Origin of the sequence: Wenzhouxiangella sp. XN24, assembly GCF_011064545.1 — a bacterium.
Classification (GTDB): Bacteria; Pseudomonadota; Gammaproteobacteria; order Steroidobacterales; family XN24; genus XN24.
In genome coordinates, this window is record NZ_JAAMFG010000035.1 from 202,789 (window position 1) to 226,370 (window position 23,582).

General features: G+C 67.4%; 22 protein-coding genes, 3 tRNA genes and 1 pseudogene. 2 read left to right on the forward strand and 24 right to left on the reverse strand.

The annotated features are described in order from the left end of the window. Positions 1-31: 31 nt before the first annotated feature. The 10 genes from G6032_RS11880 to G6032_RS11925 form a co-directional block, all read right to left on the reverse strand. Positions 32-649, reverse strand: a complete 618-nt coding sequence (locus tag G6032_RS11880; RefSeq protein WP_165282354.1) for a V-type ATP synthase subunit D — start codon at positions 647-649, stop codon at positions 32-34. 3 nt (positions 650-652) lie between these two features. Next, the gene (locus G6032_RS11885) at positions 653-2,149 is read right to left on the reverse strand and encodes a V-type ATP synthase subunit B (protein WP_165282355.1); all 1,497 of its coding nucleotides are present in this window, start codon (positions 2,147-2,149) and stop codon (positions 653-655) included. Further along, positions 2,139-3,893 carry a V-type ATP synthase subunit A gene (locus G6032_RS11890; RefSeq protein WP_165282356.1) on the reverse strand — a complete coding sequence of 585 codons (1,755 nt, stop codon included), beginning with the start codon at positions 3,891-3,893 and terminating at the stop codon, positions 2,139-2,141. The genes G6032_RS11885 and G6032_RS11890 overlap by 11 nt, the downstream gene beginning before the upstream one ends. Further along, on the reverse strand, positions 3,890-4,528 hold the full coding sequence (locus tag G6032_RS11895; RefSeq protein WP_165282357.1) for a hypothetical protein: 639 nt from the start codon (positions 4,526-4,528) through the stop codon (positions 3,890-3,892). Before G6032_RS11895 ends, G6032_RS11890 begins: the two co-directional genes overlap by 4 nt. Further along, on the reverse strand, positions 4,525-4,821 hold the full coding sequence (locus tag G6032_RS11900) for a V-type ATP synthase subunit F (RefSeq protein ID WP_165282358.1): 297 nt from the start codon (positions 4,819-4,821) through the stop codon (positions 4,525-4,527). Before G6032_RS11900 ends, G6032_RS11895 begins: the two co-directional genes overlap by 4 nt. Beyond that, positions 4,821-5,177: an ATP synthase subunit C gene (locus G6032_RS11905; protein WP_240902249.1), complete on the reverse strand. Its 357-nt coding sequence runs from the start codon at positions 5,175-5,177 to the stop codon at positions 4,821-4,823. Before G6032_RS11905 ends, G6032_RS11900 begins: the two co-directional genes overlap by 1 nt. Continuing rightward, on the reverse strand, positions 5,174-7,021 hold the full coding sequence (locus tag G6032_RS11910) for an ATPase (RefSeq protein ID WP_165282359.1): 1,848 nt from the start codon (positions 7,019-7,021) through the stop codon (positions 5,174-5,176). The genes G6032_RS11905 and G6032_RS11910 overlap by 4 nt, the downstream gene beginning before the upstream one ends. Continuing rightward, the gene (locus G6032_RS11915; protein WP_165282360.1) at positions 7,012-7,776 is read right to left on the reverse strand and encodes a hypothetical protein; all 765 of its coding nucleotides are present in this window, start codon (positions 7,774-7,776) and stop codon (positions 7,012-7,014) included. The genes G6032_RS11910 and G6032_RS11915 overlap by 10 nt, the downstream gene beginning before the upstream one ends. Beyond that, positions 7,769-8,116 (reverse strand): hypothetical protein, encoded by a 348-nt coding sequence (locus G6032_RS11920; RefSeq protein ID WP_165282361.1) that lies wholly within the window; start codon positions 8,114-8,116, stop codon positions 7,769-7,771. The genes G6032_RS11915 and G6032_RS11920 overlap by 8 nt, the downstream gene beginning before the upstream one ends. 130 nt (positions 8,117-8,246) lie before the next feature. Next, on the reverse strand, positions 8,247-9,389 hold the full coding sequence (locus G6032_RS11925; protein WP_165282362.1) for a mechanosensitive ion channel domain-containing protein: 1,143 nt from the start codon (positions 9,387-9,389) through the stop codon (positions 8,247-8,249). A gap of 197 nt (positions 9,390-9,586) precedes the next feature. Here G6032_RS11925 and G6032_RS11930 point away from each other — a divergent pair, with 197 nt between their 5' ends. Further along, positions 9,587-9,991, forward strand: a complete 405-nt coding sequence (locus G6032_RS11930) for a DUF4332 domain-containing protein (RefSeq protein WP_165282363.1) — start codon at positions 9,587-9,589, stop codon at positions 9,989-9,991. A gap of 104 nt (positions 9,992-10,095) precedes the next feature. Here the strand turns inward: G6032_RS11930 and G6032_RS11935 are convergent. From G6032_RS11935 to G6032_RS11985, 11 genes are all read right to left on the reverse strand, one after another. Next, a tRNA-Val gene (locus G6032_RS11935) sits at positions 10,096-10,170 on the reverse strand. 544 nt (positions 10,171-10,714) lie between these two features. Then, on the reverse strand, positions 10,715-11,128 hold the full coding sequence (locus G6032_RS11940) for a type II toxin-antitoxin system VapC family toxin (RefSeq protein ID WP_165282364.1): 414 nt from the start codon (positions 11,126-11,128) through the stop codon (positions 10,715-10,717). Then, positions 11,125-11,367: an AbrB/MazE/SpoVT family DNA-binding domain-containing protein gene (locus tag G6032_RS11945; protein WP_165282365.1), complete on the reverse strand. Its 243-nt coding sequence runs from the start codon at positions 11,365-11,367 to the stop codon at positions 11,125-11,127. Before G6032_RS11945 ends, G6032_RS11940 begins: the two co-directional genes overlap by 4 nt. A gap of 92 nt (positions 11,368-11,459) precedes the next feature. After that, complete coding sequence (locus G6032_RS11950; protein WP_206211955.1) at positions 11,460-12,083, reverse strand: nucleotidyltransferase domain-containing protein; 624 nt, start codon at positions 12,081-12,083, stop codon at positions 11,460-11,462. 195 nt (positions 12,084-12,278) lie between these two features. After that, positions 12,279-12,354, reverse strand: a tRNA-Glu gene (locus G6032_RS11955). A gap of 30 nt (positions 12,355-12,384) precedes the next feature. Beyond that, a tRNA-Ala gene (locus G6032_RS11960) sits at positions 12,385-12,460 on the reverse strand. 39 nt (positions 12,461-12,499) lie between these two features. Beyond that, positions 12,500-13,921, reverse strand: coding sequence for a glutamate--tRNA ligase (gltX, locus tag G6032_RS11965; RefSeq protein WP_165282367.1), 1,422 nt, complete (start codon positions 13,919-13,921; stop codon positions 12,500-12,502). A 96-nt stretch (positions 13,922-14,017) separates the two neighbouring features. After that, on the reverse strand, positions 14,018-17,134 hold the full coding sequence (locus G6032_RS11970; protein WP_165282368.1) for an efflux RND transporter permease subunit: 3,117 nt from the start codon (positions 17,132-17,134) through the stop codon (positions 14,018-14,020). Next, positions 17,131-18,207 (reverse strand): efflux RND transporter periplasmic adaptor subunit, encoded by a 1,077-nt coding sequence (locus G6032_RS11975; RefSeq protein WP_165282369.1) that lies wholly within the window; start codon positions 18,205-18,207, stop codon positions 17,131-17,133. Before G6032_RS11975 ends, G6032_RS11970 begins: the two co-directional genes overlap by 4 nt. Before the next feature lie 362 nt (positions 18,208-18,569). After that, on the reverse strand, positions 18,570-19,037 hold the full coding sequence (gene bfr / locus G6032_RS11980) for a bacterioferritin (RefSeq protein ID WP_165282370.1): 468 nt from the start codon (positions 19,035-19,037) through the stop codon (positions 18,570-18,572). A gap of 160 nt (positions 19,038-19,197) precedes the next feature. Continuing rightward, complete coding sequence (locus G6032_RS11985; protein WP_165282371.1) at positions 19,198-19,413, reverse strand: (2Fe-2S)-binding protein; 216 nt, start codon at positions 19,411-19,413, stop codon at positions 19,198-19,200. Positions 19,414-19,903: 490 nt separating this feature from the next. Here G6032_RS11985 and G6032_RS11990 point away from each other — a divergent pair, with 490 nt between their 5' ends. After that, positions 19,904-21,244 (forward strand): MATE family efflux transporter, encoded by a 1,341-nt coding sequence (locus tag G6032_RS11990; RefSeq protein ID WP_165282372.1) that lies wholly within the window; start codon positions 19,904-19,906, stop codon positions 21,242-21,244. 6 nt (positions 21,245-21,250) lie between these two features. Here G6032_RS11990 and G6032_RS11995 read toward each other — a convergent pair whose 3' ends face one another. The 3 genes and pseudogenes from G6032_RS11995 to G6032_RS15730 form a co-directional block, all read right to left on the reverse strand. Then, a complete protein-coding gene (locus G6032_RS11995; protein WP_165282373.1) occupies positions 21,251-21,544 on the reverse strand; it encodes a chaperone modulator CbpM in 294 nt (97 codons plus the stop codon). A 3-nt stretch (positions 21,545-21,547) separates the two neighbouring features. Further along, a complete protein-coding gene (locus G6032_RS12000; protein ID WP_165282374.1) occupies positions 21,548-22,498 on the reverse strand; it encodes a DnaJ C-terminal domain-containing protein in 951 nt (316 codons plus the stop codon). Between the two features lie 541 nt (positions 22,499-23,039). Next, positions 23,040-23,345: pseudogene (locus tag G6032_RS15730) on the reverse strand (transposase); the annotation flags it as partial. Between the last annotated feature and the right edge of the window lie 237 nt (positions 23,346-23,582).

The following is a 23,582-nucleotide window of genomic DNA, read 5'->3' on the forward strand; positions in this document are numbered from 1 at the left end:
ACGATCTTGCAGCCGGCTGGCTACTAATTCGTCAGCGTCCGGCATTCCGCACGCGGATCGCTTCCTCCTGGTCCATGGCCTCGAGCTGCTCGTCCATGAAGCGCAGCGAGCCCTCGATCTCCGGCAGCACGACGTTCTCCAGCGCGCGCGCCCGTCTTTCCGTGCGGATGTACTCGGCCACCAGGCGTTCCAGGCTGGCGCGCATCACCGCCAGCTCGACCGCCAGCGGCACGAGGGCGCTGAAGGCCTCGCGGCACCGTTCGGCTTCCGGGCTGGGATTCACGGCGGGCGGCGGTGACGGTGGGTCATCGGCCCAGCCGTCGTCGAAGCGGCCATCGAGCAGCATCACGCCGAGGAAGCGCGTCTCGTGCAACGTCACGGCCGCATCGTTCATGCGTTCGGCAGGGTAGATGCCCAGCCCGTCGAGGCCGTGGCGGCCCACGGCGCGCGCGAGCGCCGCGGCGGCCTGCTCCTGAAGTGCGTCGTAGCGATCGCGCGCCTGGCGCCACGCCCGCAGGCGCTTGAGCATTTCCTGCGCGAGGATGACGCGCTTCTCGTCGAGGAACTCGAACCCTTCGCGCACCACCTGGCGCTCTTCCTTGAGCTCGAGGAAAGCGCTGCGGCTGGGGCTGAGTCCGGCGTCGGGCATGGCTCAGTACCCGGAGCCTTCTTCGCGTTCGGTGGCGACCGCATCCTGCGCGCCGTTACCGTCGCCGTCATCGTCGCCATCGCCGCCTTTGTCGGCGCCACCCGCCGACGGCTTCTCGTCCTCGTGACCCTCGATGTACTCGGCCAGCTGCGCGCTGGAAAGACGTGTCAGTTCGCCCGGCGGCAGGCCGCGCAGCAATGACCAGCCGAGCGCCATGCTGTCCTCGAGCGTGCGCGGCCCGTCCTGCGCGACCAAGCGCATCTCGAACGCGTCGCCGAACTCGAGGAACTTGCGATCGTTCTCGGGCAAGCCTTCGACGCCCATCACCGAGGCCAGCACGCGCACGCGGTTGGCCCGCGCGTAGGAGGCGAACAGCTGGTGCGCGAGGGCGGGGTGGTCCTTGTGCGTGTAACCCTTGCCGGTGCCGGCGTCCATCAGGCGCGACAGGCTCGGCAGCACCTCGACCGGCGGGAACACGCCCTTGCGGTCGAGTTCGCGGCCCAGCACGATCTGGCCCTCGGTGATGTAGCCCGTCAGGTCCGGGATAGGATGGCCGATATCGTCGCCGGGCATGGTGAGAATCGGCAGCTGCGTGAGCGTCCCCGCGAGCCCGCGGATGCAGCCGGCGCGCTCGAAGATCGTCGCGAGGTCGGAGTACATGTAGCCCGGGTAGCCCTTGCGGCTCGGGATCTCGCCGTGGCTCGCCGAGACCTCGCGCAGCGCCTCGCAGTAGTTCGTCATGTCGGTCATCACCACCAGCACGTGGCGGTCCTCGACGAAGGCCAGGTACTCGGCGGCCGTGAGCGCGAAACGCGGCGTCAACAACCGCTGCGTCGAGGGCTCGTCGGCGTGGTTGAGGAACATGACGGTGTGCGCGAGGGCGCCGGATTCCTCCATGGCGCGCGTGAAGCTCGCCGCGACGTCGTAGGGCACGCCGATGCCCACGAACACCACCGAGAAATCACCGGCGCCGGCGTCGCGCAGGCGCGCGCGCTGCGCGATCTGGGTCGCGAGCCGGTCGTGGGGAAGGCCGCCGCAGGAGAACAACGGCAGTTTCTGGCCGCGCACCAGGCTGTTCATGAGATCGATCGTCGAGATCGAGGTCTCGATGAAATCACGCGGCAGATCGCGCGCCGCCGGGTTGATGGCGAGCCCATCGATGCGCATCATGCGCGCGGTCGCCACCGGCGGCCCGCCGTCGATGGGCTGGCCGACACTGTTGAACACGCGCCCGAGCAGGTTAGGCCCGACGGCCATTTCCAGCGGACGATGCAGGATGCGGATCCGGGTCTCGTCGAGGCTCAGCCCGGTGGTGGACTCGAGCACCTCGATGACCATGTTCTCTTCGTCCACCGCGGAGACGCGACCCACGCGGGCGCCGCCGTCCTCGCCGATGACTTCGACCGCGTCGTTGAGCGCGACGTCGGCGTCGCGCCGCGCGAACAGCAGCGGACCCTCGAGCCGGTGGGCCGCGCCGTGCAGGATCACGTCAGCTCGCATGGGCCGCCTCCTGTTTCTCGAGTTCGTTGAAGGCTTCGCCGATCTCCGTCGCTACCTTGGGTTTGTCTTCCAGCTGGTCTTCGCCGAATTCCTCGCCGAGCCGCTGCAGTTTCCTGAGGATCGGCATCGCAGCGATCTTCGCCGGCGCGATGCCGCGCTCCACGGCCGCCTCGGCCAGGTCGATGAACTGCATCATGAGGCGCAGCATGGCGGTCTGGCGCTTCGGCGAGCAGTAGCGGTCGGTCTCGGAGAACGAGCTCTGCCGCAGGAAGCCCTCGTTCATCAGGTCGGCGGCCAGCAGCGTCATCTGCTGCTCGTCGGGCAGGGCGTCCTTGCCCACGATGCGCGCCATGCGCTCGAGCTTCGCCTGCTGTTCGAGCAGGGTCAGCAGGCGGCGGCGGTGTTCCTTCCAGTCGCCGTTGCCCTGCAGCTGCCACCAGCGGGCGAGGGTGTCCACGTCCTCGGCGTAGCTGGTCAGCGGATGGATGGCGGGATAAAAGCGCGCCTGCGCGCGGCTGCGGTCCAGCGCCCAGAAGCTGCGCACGTAGCGCTTCGTGTGGCTGGTCACCGGTTCGGAGAAGTCGCCCGCCGGCGGACTGACTGCGCCGATCACCGTCACCGAGCCCTCCTTGCCGCACAACGTCTTCACGCGCGCGGCGCGCTCGTAAAAATCGGCGAGCCGCGACGCGAGATAAGCCGGGTAGCCCGACTCGCCGGGCAGCTCGCCGAGCCGGCCGCTGACCTCGCGCAGGGCCTCGGCCCAGCGACTGGTGGAGTCGGCCATGAGGGCGACGTTGAGTCCTTGGTCGCGGAAGTACTCGGCCACCGTGATGGCGGTGTAGATGGACGCCTCGCGCGCCGCCACCGGCATGTTCGAGGTGTTGGCGATGATCACCGTGCGCTCCATCAGCGGGCGCCCCGTGCGCGGGTCCTCCAGCGCGGGGAACTCGTCGAGCACCTCGGCCATCTCGTTGCCGCGCTCGCCGCAGCCGACGTAGATGATGATGTCGGCGTCGCACCACTTGGCGAGGCTCTCCTGCAGCACGGTCTTGCCGGTGCCGAAGCCGCCGGGCAGTGCGGCGCGCCCGCCGCGTGCGACCGGGAACAGCGTGTCGAGAATGCGTTGCCCGGTGACCATCGGCGCGTCGGCCGGCAGGCGCCCGGCGGAGGGCCGCGGGCGACGCACGGGCCAGTCATGCTGCATCGACAGCCGGTGCGCCGTGCCGTCCTCGTCCTCCAGCACGAGCAGCACCGCGTCCTCGGCGTATTCGCCCTCGGGCTCGATCGAGACGACGGTGCCGGCCGCATCCGGCGGCACCAGGCAGGCGCGGCCCGGCCCTTCGCCCGCGATCTCGCCGAATACGCAGCCGCCCGCCAGCGTCTCGCCGCTTTCGACGCAGGGCGTGAAGGCGAAGTGACCGGTGCGTTTTGCTGCGAGGCCCGGCTTGAACCAGTGTTCCGTGACGTCGCCGAGCGGGCGCAGCAGACCGTCGAAGATGTGGCCGAGGATGCCGGGCCCGAGTGCCACGGAGAGCGGCAGGCCGGTGCCCTCGACCGGGTCGCCAGGGCGCAGCCCCGTGGTGTCCTCGTAGACCTGCGCCGTGAGAGTGTCGCCCGACAGCTGGATGACCTCGCCGAGGAGGCGTTGCTCGCCGACCGCGAGCGCCTCGTGAACGTGGAAGGAATCCTCGACGCGCGCCTTCAGCACGGGCCCGCCGATCCACTGGATCACGGCCTTGCTCATCGTGTCTCTCCCTCGGCTTCATCCGCCAGTTCCGCCAGCAGCTGCCCGTCGATGCGCGCCCGGTTCGCCAGCAGTCCCGCGATGCTCATGTCCACCAGCGCCCCGTCGCTGCGGATGCGCAGGCCGGCCGCGACGGCATCGCTCGCTTGCGCCGTGCAGCGCGCGCCGGCTTCATCGGCCGCGAAGGCCAGCGCATCGTCGCGTTCCGCGGCCGGCCAGTCGGCGGGGTGTTCCAGGACCCAGTCGCGACCCAGCAGCACCTCGGCCGCCTCGCGCACCACCGTCTGTGCCCAGTCCCGGCGCGCGCCCTCGTCAGTCCACCGGCGTTGGAGCGCTTCGCGCAACGCCTCGCCGCCGGCCTCGATCAGGGCGAGGTCACGACGCCGGGCGCGGCGGCGGTGCTCCGTCTCGATCTCCGCCTCCACGGCGCGCACTTCGCGTTCCATGCGCGCGCGCTCTTCCGCGACCGCCCGCGCCACGCGCTCCCGCGCCTTGCGCCGGGCCCGCGTGCGCATCTCCGCCGCCTGCAGGGCGGCGCGCTCCCCGAGCTCGGCGCATCGGTCGTCGCGCGATTGCTCGAGCAGTGCCTTGAGTGCGTCCGCCTGCATGCGGACGACGCCGTCGACCTGGTTCATGTCTCCACTCCCAATGCGCGCCGGACCTGCGCGCCCATGTCCGGGGGCTGGTGCTCGCCCGTGATATCCGGGATCACGGCGACCGGCGGGCGTGCCTCACGGACGGCTTTCTCGAGCTGCTCACGCGGCAGCGCCCCGGCCAGCGCCGCCGTGATGAGGATCGGGCCGTCCAGGGCGAGCGCGTCGCGAAACACCGCCGCCACCTCGTCGGGGGCCGTGACGATGGGGCGCAACCCGGCGAGGCGGAAGCCCGCCGCGGTCAGCCGGTCGCCGATGAGGATCGGCAGCGCCATCAGCCGAGCTGGTTGAGGATCAGGATGGCGACGATCAGTCCGTAGATCGCCACACCCTCCGCGAGCCCGACCATCACCAGCACGCGGCCCATCAGCTCCGGTTTCTCGGCGAGCGCGCCGACCGCGGCGCTGCCCACCTGCGCCACGGCGTAACCCGCGGCGGCGGCGGACAGGCCGGCCGCGGCCGCGGCCGAGACGAAGCCCCAGATCAGCACCGAGGGATCGAGCTGCAGCGCCGCCTCCCCGAGTTCCTGGGCCCCGACCTGCCCCGCGCTGAAGAACAGGTAGGTGGCCGTCAGCACGAGGGCGACGACGGCGGCCGTCATGGCGGCGACGATGAACATTCCGAGTCTCATGGGGAACTCCTTCCGGTCGGTCGAATGGCGGTGCCCGGGCCGGTCAGCGGACGAAGCTGGCGGCCCTCGGCGGTGAGGAAGCGTATGAAGAATTCGAACAGCAGCAGGCGAGTCGTCTGGATGCCGACGATGAGGCCCTCGAGCGCGATGATCAGCGCGTTGCCGAGGATCATCACCAGCAGCCAGCCGAGGCCGTCGCCTGCGGCCGCGGCCATGCCGATGACGGCGGCCGAGAGGCCCGAGTGCGCCAGGGCGAAGGCGCCGACGCGCACGAACGACACGGTGTTGACGCCGATCTGCAGCATGCTCTCGACGAGTTCGCCGAGCGCCTTGGGGATCTCGAGCAGCTTGTTGTGCCGCGAGGTCAGCACGGTCCCGATCACGAACCAGGCGAACCCTAGCCACATCAGGTCGAGCATGCGGATATCGAGGAACGCGCCGACCCCGCCGATGTAAGCGACCAGCAGTCCGCCGCGCGTGGCGAGCCAGAACATGAACAGGCGGCGCCAGAACGCGCCGAGCGCGTCGAGCAACAGCCCGAGCGTGAGGATGCACACGCCGAAGCCGAGCGCGATCGCCATCACCTCGGTCGGATGCTCGATGGGATGCATCCAAAGCGCGGGAATCAGTTGCTCGTTGGCGAACACACTGCCGAACAGGAAACCGAACACCATCGCCATGGCGCCGTAGGGCACGAGCAGGCCGAACACCGGCACCCGCTTGCGCAGCCACAGGCCGATCCCGAGCAGCACCGCGCCCTGGCCGACGTCGCCGAACATGAAGCCGAACATCAGCGGCGCGACCAGCGCGATGATGCGGCTCGGGTCGGCTTCCCCCGCGCCCGGCGTGCCGAGCAGGGAGGGGAACAGTTCGAAGGGCCGGACCCAGCGCGGGTTGTGCATCACCACCGGGCACGCGAGGCCCTCGGGCGGCTCCTTGTAGCGCAAGAGGTGGCGGATCCGCCCCCGCTCGAGCGCGCCGTTGATCGAGTGGCCGTCCAGGTCGCTGGTCCAGCCCGTGACCCACGCGAAATGCTCGGTCACCGGCAGGGACGGCGCATGCCCGGCGAACCACTGCATCAGTGCCATCATGCCGAGTGCGCGGGGCAGGCCGTGGCGGTCTTCCAGCGCGGCGAGCGCTGCGCGGACTTCCTCTCGCTTCTTGTCGAGCGTGAGCCGGCGGGCCACCAGTTCCTCGCGGGCCGCGGCCGGCGAATCGGGCAGCCATTCCGGCAGCATGATGCGACGCGCCTTGAGCGCCGCCATCTGCCGGTCGAGGCTTTCCAGCTGCGCCATCGGACCCACCGCGAGCAGGTAGGGCGTCTCGTCGGCGCCGAGCATCGACTGGGTGAGGACCGACGCGGGGAGGCTGCGCGGCACGGTCTTCGGCGGCAGGCGGTAGAAACGTGCGCCGAGCACCGGTCCCGCGGCGGCGAGGGCGTGCAGGCCGGGCAGCCGGCCTTCCGGCACGTCGAGCGCCCGGGCGAGCTCCGCGAGCTGCAGGCCTTCGACCTCCAGCGCCTCGCCGCGCTCGATCAAGGGCTCGGCGTCGCTCGCCCAGGCGCGGATTCGTTCGAGCGCGTCCTGCATCGCGCCGACCGGTTCGAGCGCTTCCTCGATCGGCGGGATCTCGCCTTCCGGCCACCAGGTCTGGAAGCGCCGCGCGTACTCGCCGTAGGACTCCAGCACCTGCTGCAAGCCGGGCAACTCGAGGGCATGCTCCGGCTGGCTGTGGGTCTGCAGCTCCACCGCGCCGGTTTCGGCCAGGCATTCGAGTGCCCGGGTCAGCTCCTCGCGGGGGACCAGCAGCTCGAACCATCGGGCGGCCTGGGGTCTTATGCCCATGAACGGCCCTCCGCGCGCTCGGGCAGCAGCCGGCGCGCGATGATCCCGGCGCGGACACGCTCCAGCGCCAGGCCCTGGAGCAGCAGATGGCTGAACAGTGCCACCACGGTCCCCGCGCCATGGCGGAAGCGGCGCGCGAGATTCGCGGCCAGGGAGTTGCGCAGCGCCTGGCCGTCCGCCGCGGGACCGGCGCGCATCGCGTGCACGTGATCGCGCAGGGTCTCGACGAGTGCGGTGAGCTCCGCAGGCGGCTCGTGCCTTCTCCCCGGGAGGCGAGCACGCCACGCTGCCAGCCAGGCGGCGGCGACGTCGTCCTCGCCGAGCGGCGCCAGCGGCAGGCCGGCGAGCGCTTCGGCGCGCCGCTGGGGTTCCTCGAAGGCGAACTCCCGCAGCACGGGATCGGCACGCATCCACGGCGGCACCTGTTCGCCGCGCACCAGGTGGTCGATCGCCGGCAGGTCCGGCAGCCAGCGCAGCCATTCCACGCCCGGCCGCCAGTCCTCGGGCGACCAGTCGGCCACCTCGTCGACTTCCTGGCGCCAGGCGGCGCGCAGCAGGCGCTCGATCTCCTCCGGCGCCATCTCCGGATGCAGGTCGCGCACCCAGCGCTTCAGTGCGGTGCGCCCCAGGGCGTCGAGGTAATGCGACAGGTCGGCGCTGGCCTCGGCCATGCGCCATTCGTCGGGCGAGGGGCGATCCCCGTGGCGGGCCTGGAGCCGGGCCTGGAGATAAGCGAGTTGCGCGGCGCTAGTCATCGGCGGGCCGGGTCAGGCGGGCAGCGAGTCGGTCGACCGCCTGCGCCAGCATGTCCCGATCCGCGGCATTCAGTTCGGTGCGGACTGCCTCCTCGCTGGCCGCTGCGCGGATCTTGCCGATCCTGGCTTCGACGATCGCATCACAATGGGCGTGCAGCCGGGACACGCGCTGGTTGGCGCGGCGGTTGATGCGGCGTGCATCCTCCCGGGCGGCCTCGAGGCACTGCTCGGCCGCCTCGCGGCAGGCTTCCATGGCTTGCCGTGCTGCCGTCTCCGCGACAAGGACCTCGTCGATGGCGGTGGCGGCTTCCGATTTCGGTGAATCGTTTTGACGTGACATGACCCGTTTCACCCCTTCCTTTGGGTTGGCGGACCTCACGACTCAGTATGGGCCTCGGGGGGCGGGTTTGTATAAGGGACTACCGCAGTGCAGCGTCGAATCCCAACCGGGCTGGCTCGTCGGCGGCCACTCAAGGCGTCTGTTCGGTTCCCGTGGGCGCATTGGGCCCTGCGTCCGGTCCATCCGCGTTCGCCTGTGAACCCTCGGCCTCCGACCCGGCGATTTCCGCACGATGACGCGGCAGCGAATCGGGGTAGTTCTGCTGCAGGAAGCCCACCAGCCCCTCGCGCACGTGGCAGCGCAGCCGCCAGCCCGCCCCGGACTCGCGGGAGCTGACCAAAGCGCGGATCTCCAGCGTCGTGGGGCGCGCCTCGAAGGCGACGATCTCGGCGACCCGGCCGTCCCAGTCCGGGTGGCCGTCCACCAGCTCCTTGAGCCGCTCACGCAGTGCGTCCAGAGGGACGCGGTAGTCCACGTGCAGGAACACCGTGCCGAGGATCTCGGACGTCGTGCGCGTCCAGTTGGTGAAGGGTTTCTCGAGGAAATAGATGATCGGCAGCACGAGGCGTCGCTCGTCCCAGATCTTCACCACGACATACGTGAGCGTGATCTCCTCGATGCGTCCCCATTCGTTCTCCACCACCACCACGTCGTCGAGCCGGATCGGCTGGGTGATGGCGATCTGGAAACCTGCGATCAGGTTGCCGAGCGTGCGTTGCGCCGCGAAACCGATGACCAGGCTGGCGATCCCTGCGGAGGCGAGCAGCCCGCGGCCGAACTGCCGGAAGCCGTCGAACTGCAACAGGATGGCGGCGCCCGCGAGCAGCCAGATGCTCAGCGCGAGGACGCGCCGGAGAATCCGGAATTGCGTGTGGATCTTGCGCGCCCGCAGGTTGTCCGCGACGTCCAGTTGCACGCGATGCAGCAGGGCGTCCTCGAGGACGTAGACGAGCCGCACCAGCAACAGGCCCATCCCGGCGATCAGCAGCGTGACCAGCAGCGGGCGCGGCCAACCGGCCTCGTTGGCGTGCGTCGCGGCGGGCAAGGCGAGATAGACGCCGAGCAGGGGCAGGAACCAACTCAGCACGCCCAGCAGGCGGCGTCGCAGCGCGGCGACGAGGAACACGTCGCGGAAGGCGTGTTTGGACACGATGGCGATGACGATGCGGGCGATGAAACCGGCGATCGCCCCTGCGCCGAGGATCAGCAGGCTCTCGGCCCAGGGCCGCGCACCGCTCCACAGGGAATTCAGGAACTCGTTCAGATCAGGCATGGATTTACCGGGTGGGTGGATTCTTCATCGCAGGCATCGATGGGCGAAAAGCTTAGCAGGGCAGGTGCGGCTGCGTGGCCGGCGGCTGACAACCGGGTTGTAACGTCGGTTGGATATGTTGGTAAAACGCCTTAATATCGAGCGGTTAGCGCGTTTATGCGTAGAACAAGAGTTAACAAGGACACAGGGGACTGAACATGAGCAAGTTGTCGGAAATCGAAGGGATCGGCCCGGTCTGTGCGGCCAAGCTGGAAGCGGCGGGCGTGAAGAACCAGGCCCAGCTGCTCGCCGCGGGCGCGACGCCTAAGGGCCGCAAGGATCTCGCGACGAAGTGCGATCTCAGCGGCAAGCTGATCCTGAAGTGGATCAACCGCGCGGATCTCGCCCGGGTGAAGGGCATCGGCGAGGAGTACGCGGACCTGCTGGAGCATGCGGGCGTGGACACCGTGCCCGAACTGGCGCAGCGCCGCCCCGACAATCTGCACAAGAAGATGGTCGAGGTGAACGAGGCGAAGAAGCTGGTGCGCTCACTGCCGACCGAAGCGGCGGTGACGAAGTGGGTCGCCCAGGCCAAGACCCTGCCGCGGGCCATCAATTACTGAGTCCATCCAGGAGCGTGGCGCCCCGGTACGTGGCGGGCTGCCGCGCAGCCTGCTGGCCGCCAAATGAAAACGGCAGCCTCGCGGCTGCCGTTTTTTATTGATCCTGGTGGGCGATACTGGGATTGAACCAGTGACCTCTCCCGTGTGAAGGGAGCGCTCTCCCGCTGAGCTAATCGCCCGGACAAGGCGCGGAAGTTTAGTGCGAGGGGTGTGGGGGCGTCAATCGAAACAGGGCTGCCATGGTCGAGCTCAAGGTTCGCAAGTTCGGTGATTCATTGGGAGTGCTGCTGCCCAAGGACGTCGTAGACCGGCTGCGCACGGGCGACGGCTGAGGACATCATCGGGCGGTACCGAAATACCCTGCACGCGCTGGCGAGGTGAAGGAGCCTTCTTGTGAAACGAGCCGCGGCGCCAAGATCTGTCTTCGCAATTCGCCAGGTTCGCCCACATTCCCGACAAAAACAAAATATGCGACACAAAACAGGTCGTATGCGTCAATTAACGCGTTTATATGTCGCTTAAATGCTTTTCACGACGTATCCACTAGGGCATACGAGCGCTCCAGCACGCGGGCAGTGGGGATGGTGGCTGCAGTCGCAGACATGGGCGCAGGCCCTCTGGCTGGCGAGAATGATGGCGTCCCGCAGGCAATGCCGTCTTTGGGCGGTGAAATCGATTAGTCGAGTCGATTTCTGGCATTGCTCTGGTATCGGTCGTCGCGGGCTATGCCTGGAGCCAGTTCTCCACCTTCAGCCCCGGCACCCGGGAGAACTCCGCGACATTGGCAGTGATGACTGTAAGGTCATTTGCACGTGCATGTGCAGCAATCAGCAGGTCATTCGGCCCGATGGGTGTTTCCTCACGTGTGAGGTGATCGCGTAATGCGGCGTACTGGTGGTCGACGGGTGTTTCCAGTGGCAGGATTTCGAGGGCCGAGAGGATCAGGTCAACGCGCTCTGCAAGCGTTGCAGACTTGGACTTGATTGCGCCATAGCGAAGTTCTGCGGCGGCAATGATGCTGGTGCACACAGCATCCTCGCCGGCCCTGGTGATCTGTGCGGCCACCATGCCCTGCGGATTGCGGACGAGATCGGACAGGATGTTGGTATCCAGCAAGTACGCCAGGGATCCGCTCATAGCCGCACGTCATCCAGCGGAGGCAGGTCATCATCGATATCGGGGAAGGGTTCAGCCAGGGGCTCCAGAGAGGCCAGCAGTGCCAGCAGCCTGCCTTTACGGACGGGTTCCACGATCAGCCGGTCCCCCTCCTTGTGGATGATTGCTTCCTCTCCCTCCAGCTCGAACTCGCGAGGGATGCGCAGGGCCTGGTTGCGGCCGTTGCGAAAGAGGCGGACATGGCGTGCAGAGGTGGACATTCGGATAAGCTCCGGCCTGGATGGCATATGCCAAAGCCTATGCCTATGAGGCGGTTGGGTCAACCGGTCCGGGCCAGCTGTCGAAAGCGAGATTAACTGAGGGCATGCTCGGAACCGATCACAAACACCTTGGGCTGGGTGGCGATGCGCGCGACAAAACCGTCCTTCTCAGCGAGCTTGAGTCGCCAGTCTGCTGCGCTCATCACGCTCGGATTAATCGGCCGCGACAGCGCGGCTTCGGCATCGGTCAGCGCCGCGTACAAGGCAGCGTAATCCAGCTCATCGGCAATCACCATCAGATCGATGTCGCTTGCGGCGTGGTCGACGCCCTTGGCGATCGATCCATAAACAAATGCTGCAGTAATTCGATTGGCCAGTGGCGCCAAGGCTGTCTGCAAAGGGCCAGCGAGGCCTACCGTCTTCTGAATCATTCCGCACAGCTCGTTGAATACCGGCGATTCGGGATTGGCTTGGTAGAACTTCTGGTTACCAACGGATTCGACCGAAACCAGCCCGGTCGCGGCGAGCCTGGTCATCAGGCGGTGCACCGCGCCAGTGCCCGCCCCGGCCAGCCGGATCAACTCGGCGCTTTGGTATCGGCGTTCGGGCTGGCCGAATAGCAAGCCAAGCACACGCTGCTGCACGGGGGTGAAGAGGGCGCCCGCTAGTGCTTCGCGGGCAGAGTACAGGGCTGGCTTTTCGGCTGTCGTTCCCATAATGGGAATAACCATACCCAAAAAGGGAACGCATGGCAACGGTGAGCGACGTGCCTGAGTTCTTCAGGCCGTCGACCGTGCGCCAGCTCCTGATGGATTTGGAATCTCCAAAGGCCGCGGTCCGCGGCATGGTCCACAGCATCATCCTTGATCCGGATCTGAAGGCCTTCCGGATCCGGTACTGTAGCCTGAGAATGGCGTCCCCTAGGGGATTCGAACCCCTGTCGCCGCCGTGAAAGGGCGGTGTCCTGGGCCTCTAGACGAAGGGGACGCAGGAGAAATCGATTGCGCGGAGAAATCCTGGTGGAGCCAGGCGGGATCGAACCGCCGACCTCTTGCATGCCATGCAAGCGCTCTCCCAGCTGAGCTATGGCCCCACGCGAAGTCGGGCAGGATAAACGGCCGCCATCGGCCGGTCAAGCAGCAGAAGTCGCATGGTCGATCGCCCGATCCACGCGCGCCAGCGTGGTGTCTTTGCCGAGCAGGGCAACCGTCACGTCGATCGGCGGCGAGACCGGCCCGCCGCTGACCGCGACGCGCAGCGGCTGCGCCACCTTGCCCATCCCGAGACCGAGGTTTTCCGCGACCCGCTGGACCAGTTCGTGGATCGGTCCGGCTTGCCATTCATCGAGCGCAGCAAGGCCGTCACGCAGCCGGCGCAGCGGCTCCACGGCGTCCGCCCCGAGGTGCTTTTTCGCCGCCTTGTCGTGGTAGCTCTCGAAGTCCTGGTAGAAGAAGATCGCGGCCTGGGCCATCTCGTGCAGCGTCCGCGCGCGTTCGCGGTAGGCCTCGGCCACGGCTTCCAGCGGCGGGCCGCCGGAGGTGGGGATGCCGAGGCGTTCCAGCTGCCAGTTCAGGTCGATGGCGAGGCGCGCGCCGGCGGCTTCCTTGATGTAGTGCTGGTTCAGCCACAGCAGTTTTTCGGGGTTGAAGCTGGAGGCCGACTTGTTGACGTCGCCGATGTCGAACAGCTGGATCATCTCCTCCATGGAGAAGATTTCCTGGTCGCCATGTGACCAGCCGAGCCGGACCAGGTAGTTCAACAGCGCCTCGGGAAGGTAGCCTTCCTGGCGGTACTGCAGCACGCTCACCGCGCCGTGGCGCTTGGACAGCTTGGCGCCGTCCGGGCCGAGGATCATCGGCACGTGGGCGAACACGGGCGGCTCCGCGCCGAGCGCGCGATAGACGTTGATCTGGCGAGGCGTGTTGTTGAGGTGGTCATCGCCGCGCACGACGTGGGTGATGCCCATGTCCCAGTCGTCGACCACCACCGAGAAGTTGTAGGTCGGAACGCCGTCGGAGCGCAGCAGCACGAGGTCGTCGAGTTCCTTGTTGTCGAACACGACGCGGCCGCGGACCTTGTCGTCCACCACGACCTGGCCTTCGTCGGGGTTGCGGAACCGAACCACCGGCGGGACGCCCTCGCGGGGCGCCTTGCGGTCACGGCAGCGGCCGTCGTAGCGCGGCTTCTGGCCGCTCGCCATCTGCGCGGCGCGCATCTCGTCGAGCTCTTCCTTGCTGCAGTAGCAGTGGTAGGCGTCGCCGGCCTCCAGGAGCTGCTCGGCCACCTCGGTGTAGCGGTCGAAGCGATCGGTCTGGTAGAGCGGGCCTTCGTCGGCCTGCAGCCCCAGCCATTTCATGCCGTCGAGGATGACCTGGATCGCTTCCTCGGTGGAGCGGGCGCGATCGGTATCCTCGATGCGCAGGATGAACTGGCCGCCGTGACGGCGGGCCTGCAGCCAGGAGAACAACGCGGTGCGCACCCCGCCGATGTGCAGGAAGCCGGTCGGGCTTGGGGCGAAGCGAGTGCGGACGGGACGGGACGGGGATTCAGACACGATGCAGAGCCTCGCTGGATTCAAGGCGCGGATTCTACCAGCGCGGCGGGGGGTAGATGATCAGGGGCATCCGCAGTGGGTGCGGCAACCTCGCAGTCAGGCGGCGTCTGGCGCGCGTCCTGCCCTCAACCTCGCCAGCTTCTTCCCCACATGTCCCGGCGATTTCGTGTTCCGCGCGATCACCGAATACGCCGCCGGCACCACAAACAGTGTCAAGAATGTCGTCAGGGTCATCCCGTACACCACCACGATGCCCACGGCCTGGCGGCTCTCGGAGCCGGCGCCGGTGGCGAGCAGCAGGGGTAGGGCCCCGATCGCCGTACACGCGCTGGTCATCAGCACCGGCCTTAACCGGATGGCGGCCGCCTCGATGATGGACTCCTCGAAGGCCATGCCGCGGTCGCGCAGCTGGTTGGCGAACTCGACGATCAGCACGCCGTTCTTCGCCGCGAGCCCCACGAGCATGATCAGGCCGATCTGGCTGTAGACGTTGATCGAGCCGCCGTAGGCCCACAGGCCGAGCAGCGCGCCGGTGATCGCCAGCGGCACGGTGAACATGATCACCAGCGGGTGGCGGAAGCTCTCGAACTGCGCCGCGAGCACCAGGAACACGACGATCAGCGCCATCACGAAGGTGATGTAAAGCGAGCCGCCGGATTCCTTGAACTCGCGCGACTCGCCGTCCCAGCTGATGCGCACATCGGGCGGCAGGATCGAGCGCGCCAGTTCCTCGAAAGTGTCGAGCGATTCGCCGAGCGAGGCGCCGGGCTCCAGCCCGGCGGACACGGTGATGGAGCGCAGCCGGTCGAAGCGCCTGAGCTGCGAGGGCCCGGCGCGCTCCGTGATGCTCACGAGGTTGCCCAGCGGCACCAGCATCCCGCTGGTGGCGGAGCGCACGTAGATGTTGGACAGGTCGCTGGGCGTCGCGCGGCCCTCGGCGAGGCCCTGCAGGATCACGTTGTATTCGCGCCCGCGGTCGATGAAGGTCGTCACTTCGCGCGAGCCGAGCACGGTCTCGAGGGTGCGGCCGATGTTCTCCAGCGAGACGCCGAGCTCTGCGGCCCGATTGCGGTCCACCACCACGCGCATTTGCGGCTGGCGTTCCTCGTAATTCGAGTCGAGTCCGCGCAGCCCGCCGACGCCTTCCGCCGCGGCCATGAGCTCGTCGCGCAATGCGGCCAGCTGCGAGTATTCGGCCCCCCCGAGCACCATCTGCACGGGCCGGTCGGCCCCCCGCACCCCGAGACCCGCGGGCGTGATGACGCGCGCCTGCACGCCGGGCAACTGGCTCAGTTCCGCGCGCACCTCCGCAGCAATCTCCTCGACCGAGCGCTTGCGCACCGACCAGTCTTCCAGCAGCACGATGGCGCGTGCGCTGTCCACGCCGCCGCCGCCGCCCCAGCCGCCGGGGACACGCAGCAAAACGCGATGCGCCTCGCCGTTGTCCACGTAGCGCATGAGGATTTCCTCCATCCGCTCGGCGTAGGCCTCGGTGTACTCGATGCTGGCCCCGGACGGCGCCGTGATCAGCGTGAAGAAGATCCCCCGGTCCTCGCGCGGCGCATACTCGCTCGGCAGGATGCGGAACAGCCCGGCCGCCGCGACCGTGACCAGCAGCGCGAGCGCGATGACGGCCCAGGGACGCGGCACGATCACGCCCAGCGCGCGCCGGTAGCCCCGGCCCATGCGCTGGAAGCCCGCCTCGACATGCCGCGTCAGCCAGCCGCGCTTCTGCCCGCTCTTGAACAGCTTCGAGCTGAGCATGGGGATGAGCGTGAGCGCCACCAGGCTCGAGATCGTCACCGCCGCGGCCACCGCCACGCCGAATTCGCGGAACAGCCGCCCGACGTTGCCCTGGATGAACGAGATCGGCAGGAACACCGAGACCAGTACCAGCGTCGTGGCGACCACCGCGAAGCCGATTTCCTTGCTGCCCTCGACCGCCGCCAGCAGCGGCGGCTCGCCGTTCTCGACGCGTCGCCAGATGTTCTCCAGCACCACGATGGCGTCGTCCACCACGAGGCCGATGGCCAGCACGAGGCCCAGCAGGATCAGCACGTTGATCGAGTAACCGAACAGCGCCATGACGGAAAACGTCGCGATGACGCAGATCGGGATGGTGACCGCCGGGACGAGGGTGGCGCGCACGTTGCCCAGGAACAGGTAGATCACCAGCAGCACGAGGGTGAGCGCGAAGCCCAGCGCCTTGACCACCTCGTTCATCGACGCCTCGATGAAGGTGGCGCGGTCGAAGTTGATGGCGATCTGGACGCCGTCGGGCAGGGACGGCGCGACTTCTTCCATGGCGGCGCGGATTCCCCGCGACACGTCCACGGTGTTCGCCTTGGACTGCTGCTCGATGCCGAGGCTGATGGCCGGCTCCAGGTTCGCGCGGGCAATGCTGCGCTCGTCCTCGGCGCCGATGCGCACCTCGGCCACGTCGCCGAGCCGCACGAAATTGCCGTCCCCGCCGCGGTCGATCACCAGTGCAGCAAAATCGTCCGGCCGCACCAGTCCCGTGCGGGTGCGCAGCGTGAATTCGCGTTGCGACGACTCCAGCCGGCCCGCCGGGAGCTCGACGTTCTCGCGCCGCAGCGCCGCCGTGATGTCCTCGGCCGTGACGCCGCGGGCGGCCATGGCCTCGCGGTCCAGCCAGATGCGCATCGCGTAGCGTCGCGCGCCGCTGAGGCTGACGCGCGCCACGCCCTCGACCACGGAGAACCGGTCGATGAGCATGCGCTCGGCGATGTCCGTCAGTTCCAGCGTCGAATGGCGGTCGCTGGTGAAGGTCAGCCACATGACCGGCTGCGTGTCGCTGTCGGATTTCGCGATGCGGGGCGGGTCCGCCTCCGCGGGCAGCTGGGAGAGCACCCGCCCGACCCGGTCGCGCACGTCGTTGGCGGCTTCATCGACATTGCGCGTCAGGGCGAACTCGATGTCCACGCTGGAGCGCCCGTCGCGGCTGTTCGAGGTCAGCTTGACGATGCCCTCGAGACCCGCGACCTGGTCCTCGATGAGTTGGGTGACGCGCGTCTCGATCACCTCGGCCGAGGCGCCGCGGTAGTTCGTGTCGATCGAGACGATCGGCGGGTCGATGTCCGGGTATTCGCGCACCGCGAGATTGACCGCCGACGCCAGCCCGATGAGCACCAGCAGCAGCGACAGCACGGTGGCAAACACCGGCCGGCGGACGGAGAGCTCGGAGATTTTCACCGCCGACTGAGGACCGCGACGGGATCCACGCGTGTCACCTTGCCGCCGTTGGCGACTTTCTGCGTGCCTTCGACGACCACGCTGTCGCCGGGGCGCACGCCCTCGAGGATCTCGACTTCGCCGCGCAACCGCCGGCCGACCACCACCTCGGTCTGCCAGGCGCGGCCGTCGCGCACCAGGTAGACGCGCTGCCGGTCGCCTTCAGGCACGAGCGCGGCCTCGGGGATCATGACCCGGAGCCGGCTCTGGCCCGCCAGGCGCACCGTGAGGAACATGCCCGGCTTCAGCAGGCCATGGTCGTTGGGCAGCTCGGCGCGGATGGTGATTGCGCGCGTCACGGGATCGACACGCGTGTTCACGGTGCGTACCTCGCCGTCGAAGCTGCGGCCCTCGAAGGCGACGCTCTGGGCGCTGATCGAGAGGCCGGCTTCCAGCACGCCGAGAAACGATTCGGGCACCGTGAAATCGAGCCGCACGGTGGACAGATCGTCGAGCGTCGTAATCACCGTGCCGGGATTGACGAGGCTGCCCGGGCTGACCTGGCGCAGGCCGATCTGTCCGGCGAACGGCGCGCGCACCAGGCTCTGCTCGAAGCGCGCCCGGGCGGCCTCGAGGCGCGCCTCGTCGGCATTCATGGTGGCCTCGAGTTGCTGCACCTGGGATTCCGAGACGGTCTTCGAGGCCAGCAGTTCGCTGGCGCGGCGAAACTGTGCCCGGCTGTCGATCACCCTGGCTTCCGCCTCGGCAAGTGCCGCGCGCTCCTCCGCGTTGTCGAGCTCCACGAGCACGTCGCCGGCCTGCACTCGCTGCCCTTCGCGGAACCGGATCGCGGTGATGACGCTGGTGATACGCGGCGTGATCTCGACCGCCTCACGGGCGCGCGTCGTGCCGAGCGCCTCGACCTCGTCCACGAGTTCGCGCTGCGTCGCCTCGACCATCACCACGGCCACGGCGGGACGATCCTCCGCTGCCACGCGCTCCGGCATGTCGTCCTGCTGGCCCGTGCCGAACCACAGCCACGCGGCCAGGGCCCCGGCAGCCAGCACGACGATCGTGGTGATGAGCTTTTGCAATTCAGGAATCCAGTTGGCGGCAATTCGGCGTGGCGGCGCTTTTGCATGGCGGCGCTTCAGCTTGGGGGCGTGGCGTCGTTCCAGCGTGGCGTCGTTCCAGCGGGTCGCGAATATACAGCAAAGTTCGACGGCAACAGAGACCGCGATGCCGCTCTCCGCGATGCCGCTCTGAAGTTCATCATTCGGCCGGAAGGGCTGGCTGGATTCCCGCGCCGGGAGCACGGGTTCCCGCGCCTGGCGCCCCGGGTGCGACCGGCGCACCCGATGCGCAGGGGGCGCGGAAATCCACGCAGTGCCTCAGGCGCCGCGCTTCAATGGCGGCGCGGTGGTCCGGGACGACACTTATCCCAGAAGCGCCGGCCTCAGGACGACTGGGACTGGATGTAGTTCTGCAGGCCCATCTTGTCGAGCAGGCCGAGCTGCGTTTCCAGCCAGTCCACGTGCTCCTCCTCGGAGGAGAGGATCTCGCGGAACAGGTGGCGGCTGACGTAGTCGCCGGTCGATTCGCAGTAGGCGATGGCGTCCTTCAGATCGGGCAGCGCGATGTGCTCCATCTTCAGGTCGCTCTCGAGGATCTCCTTCACGTTCTCGCCGATCAACAGCTTGCCGAGATCCTGCAGGTTCGGCAGGCCCTCGAGGAACAGGATGCGCTGGATGAGCCAGTCGGCATGCTTCATCTCGTCGATCGATTCCTCGTATTCCTTCTCGCCGAGTTTCTCGAGCCCCCAGTCCTTCAGGATCCGCGAATGCAGGAAATACTGGTTGATGGCGGTCAGTTCGTTCTTGAGGATCTTGTTCAGGTGCTCGATGACCTTGGGATCGCCTTTCATGCGCTCTACTCCTGGGCGGAAAGCTTCGGGGATGTCGCGCTATTAGACCATGGCCCGGCGAAGCAGGCCACGTTGGCGGAGAGCGGCGGCTGGGCTGAATAAAAAGAAACGCCCCCGGGCCAAGGAATGCCGGCGGGGGCGAAGAAAGCGGGGCTGGGCGTCAGGCGGCGTCGGGGTGGACGGACTTGCGCACGCCGGTCATGGCGCCGGAGGCGGCAGGGGCCTCTCCGAGCATGTCGGTGGCGAAACAGGCGCACTGGCCGCAGCCGGTGGCGACGCCGAGTTCGCGGCTCAGGTCCTCGAGCTTGCGCGCGCCGCGCCCGATGGCGTCGTGGATCTGGCTGTCCGTGATGCGTTTGCAGATGCAGACATACATAGGTTCACCTCCGACTCTGGGGTGAACTATGGACGCGAATACGAATGATTGTCAATACGTGGAGTACTTATTTTTCGAGCGGCGCCGGTTCGGGCCTTGGCGGATGCGTTCGGGTGAGTAGGGCGGGAAGGCCAACGCAGCCAGACGAGCCGGCACGCAAAAAATTCGGCCCCGATGCCGTCCTGGCGTCGGGGCCGAATCACGTGGGGGAACACGCTATTGGTCTGGAACACTCTGGAGGGAAATTGTTCCTTACGCCCTGATAGAGTCGCCCCCGGCGGAAAAGTTCCAGCGGCCCGAAAAAATTTTTCCAACTCTCGGGTCGGACCCGACCGAAGGTCTGTTTTTAAAAGAAAAAACTTATTTCAGGCCCGAAAAAAGCCCTTAGGATGGGATTTCGGGGGCGAAAATCGGGGTCTAAGCGCACTCGGGATTGCGTTGCCGGGAACAGCGCCGGACACTAGTCCGTTACGTGCCCACAGGTCCCCGAATGCCCATCCAGCTCCTGATGCCCCAGGATCGCCTGAAGCGCATCCTCTGGCTGTCGCTGCCCATCATCGGCGGCATGATGTCGCAGAACATCATGAACCTCGTCGACACGGCGATGGTCGGCACGCTCGGCGATGCGGCCCTCGGCGCGGTCGGGCTCGGCGGCTTCGCCAATTTCATGTTCATGGCCCTGCTGCTCGGCCTCTCCGTCGGCGTGCAGACCGTGGCCTCACGCCGCAAGGGCGCCGGGCGGCTCGCGGAAATGGCCGTGCCGCTCAACGGCGGGCTGCTGATCGTGCTCTGCATCGCCCCGCCGCTGTCGATCCTGCTCTACTGGCTCGTGCCGGCGATCTATCCGTACCTCAACAGCGACCCCGAAGTCATCGCGCAAGGCGTGCCCTACCTGCAGGCGCGCGTCCTCGCGATGGTGTTCATGGGCGCCAATTTCGCGTTTCGCGGCTACTGGAACGCCGTCGACCTGCCGCGGCTCTACATGGGCACGCTGATCGTCATGCACGCTGCAAACATCTTCCTCAACTGGGTGCTGATTTTCGGCAACCTCGGCGCGCCGGCGCTCGGCACGCAGGGCGCGGGGATCGCCTCCGCGGCCTCCACCATGGTGGGCCTGGGGCTGTACCTCTGGCTGGGTTTCCGGCACGCGCGCACCGCCGGCTTCCTGCAGCGCATCCCGTCACGCGAGCAGCTCGTCTCGCTGGCCCGCCTGTCGCTGCCCACCGGCATCCAGCAGCTGTTTTTCGCTACCGGCTTCGTCGTGACATTCTGGATCATCGGCCAGGTCGGCACGCGCGAAATGGCCGCCGCCACGGTGATTCTCAACCTCACGCTCGTGGCCCTGCTGCCCGGACTCGGCCTCGGGCTCGCAGCCGCGACGCTCGTGGGCCAGGCGCTGGGGCGCGGTGATCCCGACGACGCGTCGCGCTGGGGCTGGGAAGTGGCACGTGTCGGCATGCTCGGCCTCGCGTTGCTCGGCCTGCCGGGTGCCATCTGGCCGGAGTTGCTGCTCGGCGTGTTCATCCACGACCCGGAGACGATGGAAGTGGCGCGCTTCCCGATGCGCCTCGTCGGCCTGGGGATGGCCGTCGAGGGCCTCGGCATGGTCATGATGCATTGCCTGCTCGGCGCCGGCGACAACCAGCGCGTCATGAAAATCGCGGTGCTGGCGCAGTGGGGGGCGTTCATCCCGCTGGCGTATCTCGCCGGGCCGGTACTGGGCTTCGGGCTGACGTTCATCTGGTCGATGCAGGTGGGCTACCGGGCCGCGATGGCCGGCGCGTTCACCTGGTTCTGGATCCGGCGGGACTGGGCGCGGATCGTGGTGTAGGGAACCCTAGCGGCGCAAGCGCTCGATCTCTTCCAGCAGGTCCAGCGCCAGCGCCACGCCGGGGAGGTTCACGTCGAGGTCGTGATGCAGGCGCACGGCGACCTGGGTGCGACGCACGCTGCGGCCGGTGAAGCGCCAGTGCGTGCGTTCAACCCCGCGCGGTTCGATCACGCCCTCGGCCACCAGCGCGGCGACGAAATCCTCGTTGGCCTGGCAGACCCGGCAGAACTCCGCCAGCTCGAACTCGAGCGATTCGTCGAGCAGCTGGCCCATGATGATGTCCAATTCGTCGCGAGTCATGATTCAGCCCCCGATGTCGCGGCGCGGGTTGAACGGCATCTTGCTGCGCATCTCCTCGTAAAGCGTGCGGGCGAAGGAGGTGTCCGCGGGCGGGGTGTCGATGCGCAGGGTGACGATCTGGTCGCCGGCGGGCGATCCTGGCAGGCCGCGTCCTTTCAATCTCAGGCGGCGGCCGGATTGTGAGCCGGCGGGGATTTTCAGTTCGACCTTGCCGCCGAGGGTCGGCACGCCGACGGTTTCGCCGAGGGCGGCTTCCCAGGGAGCCACCGGCAGGGTCAGCAGGATGTTGCGGCCTTCGGCCTCGAAGATCGGGTGGGGTTCGAACATGACTTCGAGGAACAGGTCGCCGGCGGCGCCGCCGTGCTGGCCGGGGCTGCCCTGGCCGGAGAGGCGGATGCGTTGCCCGCTGGTGACGCCGCGCGGGATGGCGACGCGGATGTTGCGCTTGCCGGTGCTGGGTGAGCGGACCTCGAGCGTGCGGTTGGCGCCGTTGAAGGCGTCCTCGAGCGAGATCTGGATGCGGGCATGCTGGTCCTCGCCGCGCATGGGGCCGGGCTGGTAGCGGAAGTCCTGGGCGCCTCGTGACCTTGCGCCTGCCGCGCCGCCGCGGCCGAACAGGGTTTCGAAGAAATCGGAGAAGCCGCCGAATTGCTCGCTGCCGACGTCGGGTCCGCCGGAGGAGTAATAGTACTGGCCGGGGCCGCTACCGGGGGGCGGGCGGAACTCCTGGCCGGCCTGCCAGTCGGCGCCGAGCTGGTCGTAGGCGCGGCGTTTCTCCGGGTCCTTGAGCACCTCGTAGGCCTCGCCGACTTCCTTGAAGCGTGCTTCCGCGTCCGGCTCCTTGCTCACGTCCGGGTGATATTTGCGCGCCAGCTTGCGGTAGGCGCGCTTGATCTCGTCGAGCTTGGCGCCGCGCTCGACGCCGAGCGTCGCGTAATAGTCCTTGAAATCCATTTTTTATCCGGGTCGGACCGTCGTAGGGTTCTGTTTCTAGGGAATATTGGGGGCGAAAAAGCCCGTTTAAAGGCTCTTCGGTGACACAGTTTAGGCTGTTTTGTGTCACGTAAGCCGGCGAGTCAAGGAAATACTGCGCAGAAGGTTCTCGAAGGCAGGACAGGCCGTCGGCCTGGAGAACCTGACGTTGGCGGCAGCCTCCGCCGAGATCGCGATGGACGCGGCGGAGAAAATCAGCGGGTCCGACGGCCAGGCTCTCCGTCCAGACCGGCTCGCGTTGAGGCGGCTTGGTCGACAGCGCGTGTTCCGTCCAGCGACGCAGCCGGTCGCGCAGCAACGCAGGTGAATCGGAGCAGGTAAGCCGACAAAGCGCCGCGACGTCGATGATGCGGAACCGGCTCTTTGCGCGCTGTATCTCGCGGTATCCGCCTTCAATCCAGTCGGCGGGATGCGCCACCGCTCCGGCTCGGACCATATTCAGGTCTATGTAGCTCATGCAGCGGATCAGATGGCCGTCCGACTCTACGGCGGTGGCGTGATAGCGATCCTGCCAGAACGCGCCACCGCGGTTTTTACGCTCGTTGTAGGCCTGTGCCGTGCGGCCCGCGACGAGCTGCATGGAAGACGCGATTTCGCCTTCGCCTCGGTCGCGCACGAGAAGGTGAATGTGATTTCGTGTGACGATGTAGTTCAACACGCAGACACCGTATCGGCGACGCGCCTGGTACAACCAGTAAATCCAGCGGCGGCGGTCCTCGCGGTTGCTGAGGAGAAACTGGCGCTGGTGGCAGCGGTGGGTGATGTGCCAGATGTGGCCTGGAACATACACACGATTGGCGCGGGTCATCGACCGTGATCTCCGTGCGCGACCGGGAATCGGGTTTTTCGTGTAGCCTAACGGTCGTCTGGCGAAGTATTAACCCAATAAATCTATTTATTTCATATATTTATGACGGTCCGACCCGAGAGGGTGTTAAGAAACCCGACGGGGGCGTCGGAAATCTTTGCGATAATGCGACGCGAGTCACAGTCCCGTAGCCAAGCTCAGGGACAATGACGCGTTAACCATGAGGACTCCGCACGC

What these genes read in the sequence shown, in the direction of transcription:
- bfr (WP_165282370.1), bottom strand. Translation starts at nt 19,037, where the DNA reads ATGAAAGGCGATCCCAAGGTCATCGAGCACCTGAACAAGATCCTCAAG.
- G6032_RS11995 (WP_165282373.1), bottom strand. Translation starts at nt 21,544, where the DNA reads ATGACTCGCGACGAATTGGACATCATCATGGGCCAGCTGCTCGACGAA.
- G6032_RS11880 (WP_165282354.1), bottom strand. Translation starts at nt 649, where the DNA reads ATGCCCGACGCCGGACTCAGCCCCAGCCGCAGCGCTTTCCTCGAGCTC.
- G6032_RS11910 (WP_165282359.1), bottom strand. Translation starts at nt 7,021, where the DNA reads ATGGGCATAAGACCCCAGGCCGCCCGATGGTTCGAGCTGCTGGTCCCC.
- G6032_RS11950 (WP_206211955.1), bottom strand. Translation starts at nt 12,083, where the DNA reads ATGGGAACGACAGCCGAAAAGCCAGCCCTGTACTCTGCCCGCGAAGCA.
- G6032_RS12000 (WP_165282374.1), bottom strand. Translation starts at nt 22,498, where the DNA reads ATGGATTTCAAGGACTATTACGCGACGCTCGGCGTCGAGCGCGGCGCC.
- G6032_RS11930 (WP_165282363.1), top strand. Translation starts at nt 9,587, where the DNA reads ATGAGCAAGTTGTCGGAAATCGAAGGGATCGGCCCGGTCTGTGCGGCC.
- G6032_RS11940 (WP_165282364.1), bottom strand. Translation starts at nt 11,128, where the DNA reads ATGAGCGGATCCCTGGCGTACTTGCTGGATACCAACATCCTGTCCGAT.
- G6032_RS11900 (WP_165282358.1), bottom strand. Translation starts at nt 4,821, where the DNA reads ATGGCGCTGCCGATCCTCATCGGCGACCGGCTGACCGCGGCGGGCTTC.
- G6032_RS11905 (WP_240902249.1), bottom strand. Translation starts at nt 5,177, where the DNA reads ATGAGACTCGGAATGTTCATCGTCGCCGCCATGACGGCCGCCGTCGTC.
- G6032_RS11925 (WP_165282362.1), bottom strand. Translation starts at nt 9,389, where the DNA reads ATGCCTGATCTGAACGAGTTCCTGAATTCCCTGTGGAGCGGTGCGCGG.
- G6032_RS11890 (WP_165282356.1), bottom strand. Translation starts at nt 3,893, where the DNA reads ATGAGCAAGGCCGTGATCCAGTGGATCGGCGGGCCCGTGCTGAAGGCG.
- G6032_RS11920 (WP_165282361.1), bottom strand. Translation starts at nt 8,116, where the DNA reads ATGTCACGTCAAAACGATTCACCGAAATCGGAAGCCGCCACCGCCATC.
- G6032_RS11990 (WP_165282372.1), top strand. Translation starts at nt 19,904, where the DNA reads ATGCCCATCCAGCTCCTGATGCCCCAGGATCGCCTGAAGCGCATCCTC.
- G6032_RS11915 (WP_165282360.1), bottom strand. Translation starts at nt 7,776, where the DNA reads ATGACTAGCGCCGCGCAACTCGCTTATCTCCAGGCCCGGCTCCAGGCC.
- G6032_RS11985 (WP_165282371.1), bottom strand. Translation starts at nt 19,413, where the DNA reads ATGTATGTCTGCATCTGCAAACGCATCACGGACAGCCAGATCCACGAC.
- G6032_RS11945 (WP_165282365.1), bottom strand. Translation starts at nt 11,367, where the DNA reads ATGTCCACCTCTGCACGCCATGTCCGCCTCTTTCGCAACGGCCGCAAC.
- G6032_RS11885 (WP_165282355.1), bottom strand. Translation starts at nt 2,149, where the DNA reads ATGCGAGCTGACGTGATCCTGCACGGCGCGGCCCACCGGCTCGAGGGT.
- G6032_RS11895 (WP_165282357.1), bottom strand. Translation starts at nt 4,528, where the DNA reads ATGAACCAGGTCGACGGCGTCGTCCGCATGCAGGCGGACGCACTCAAG.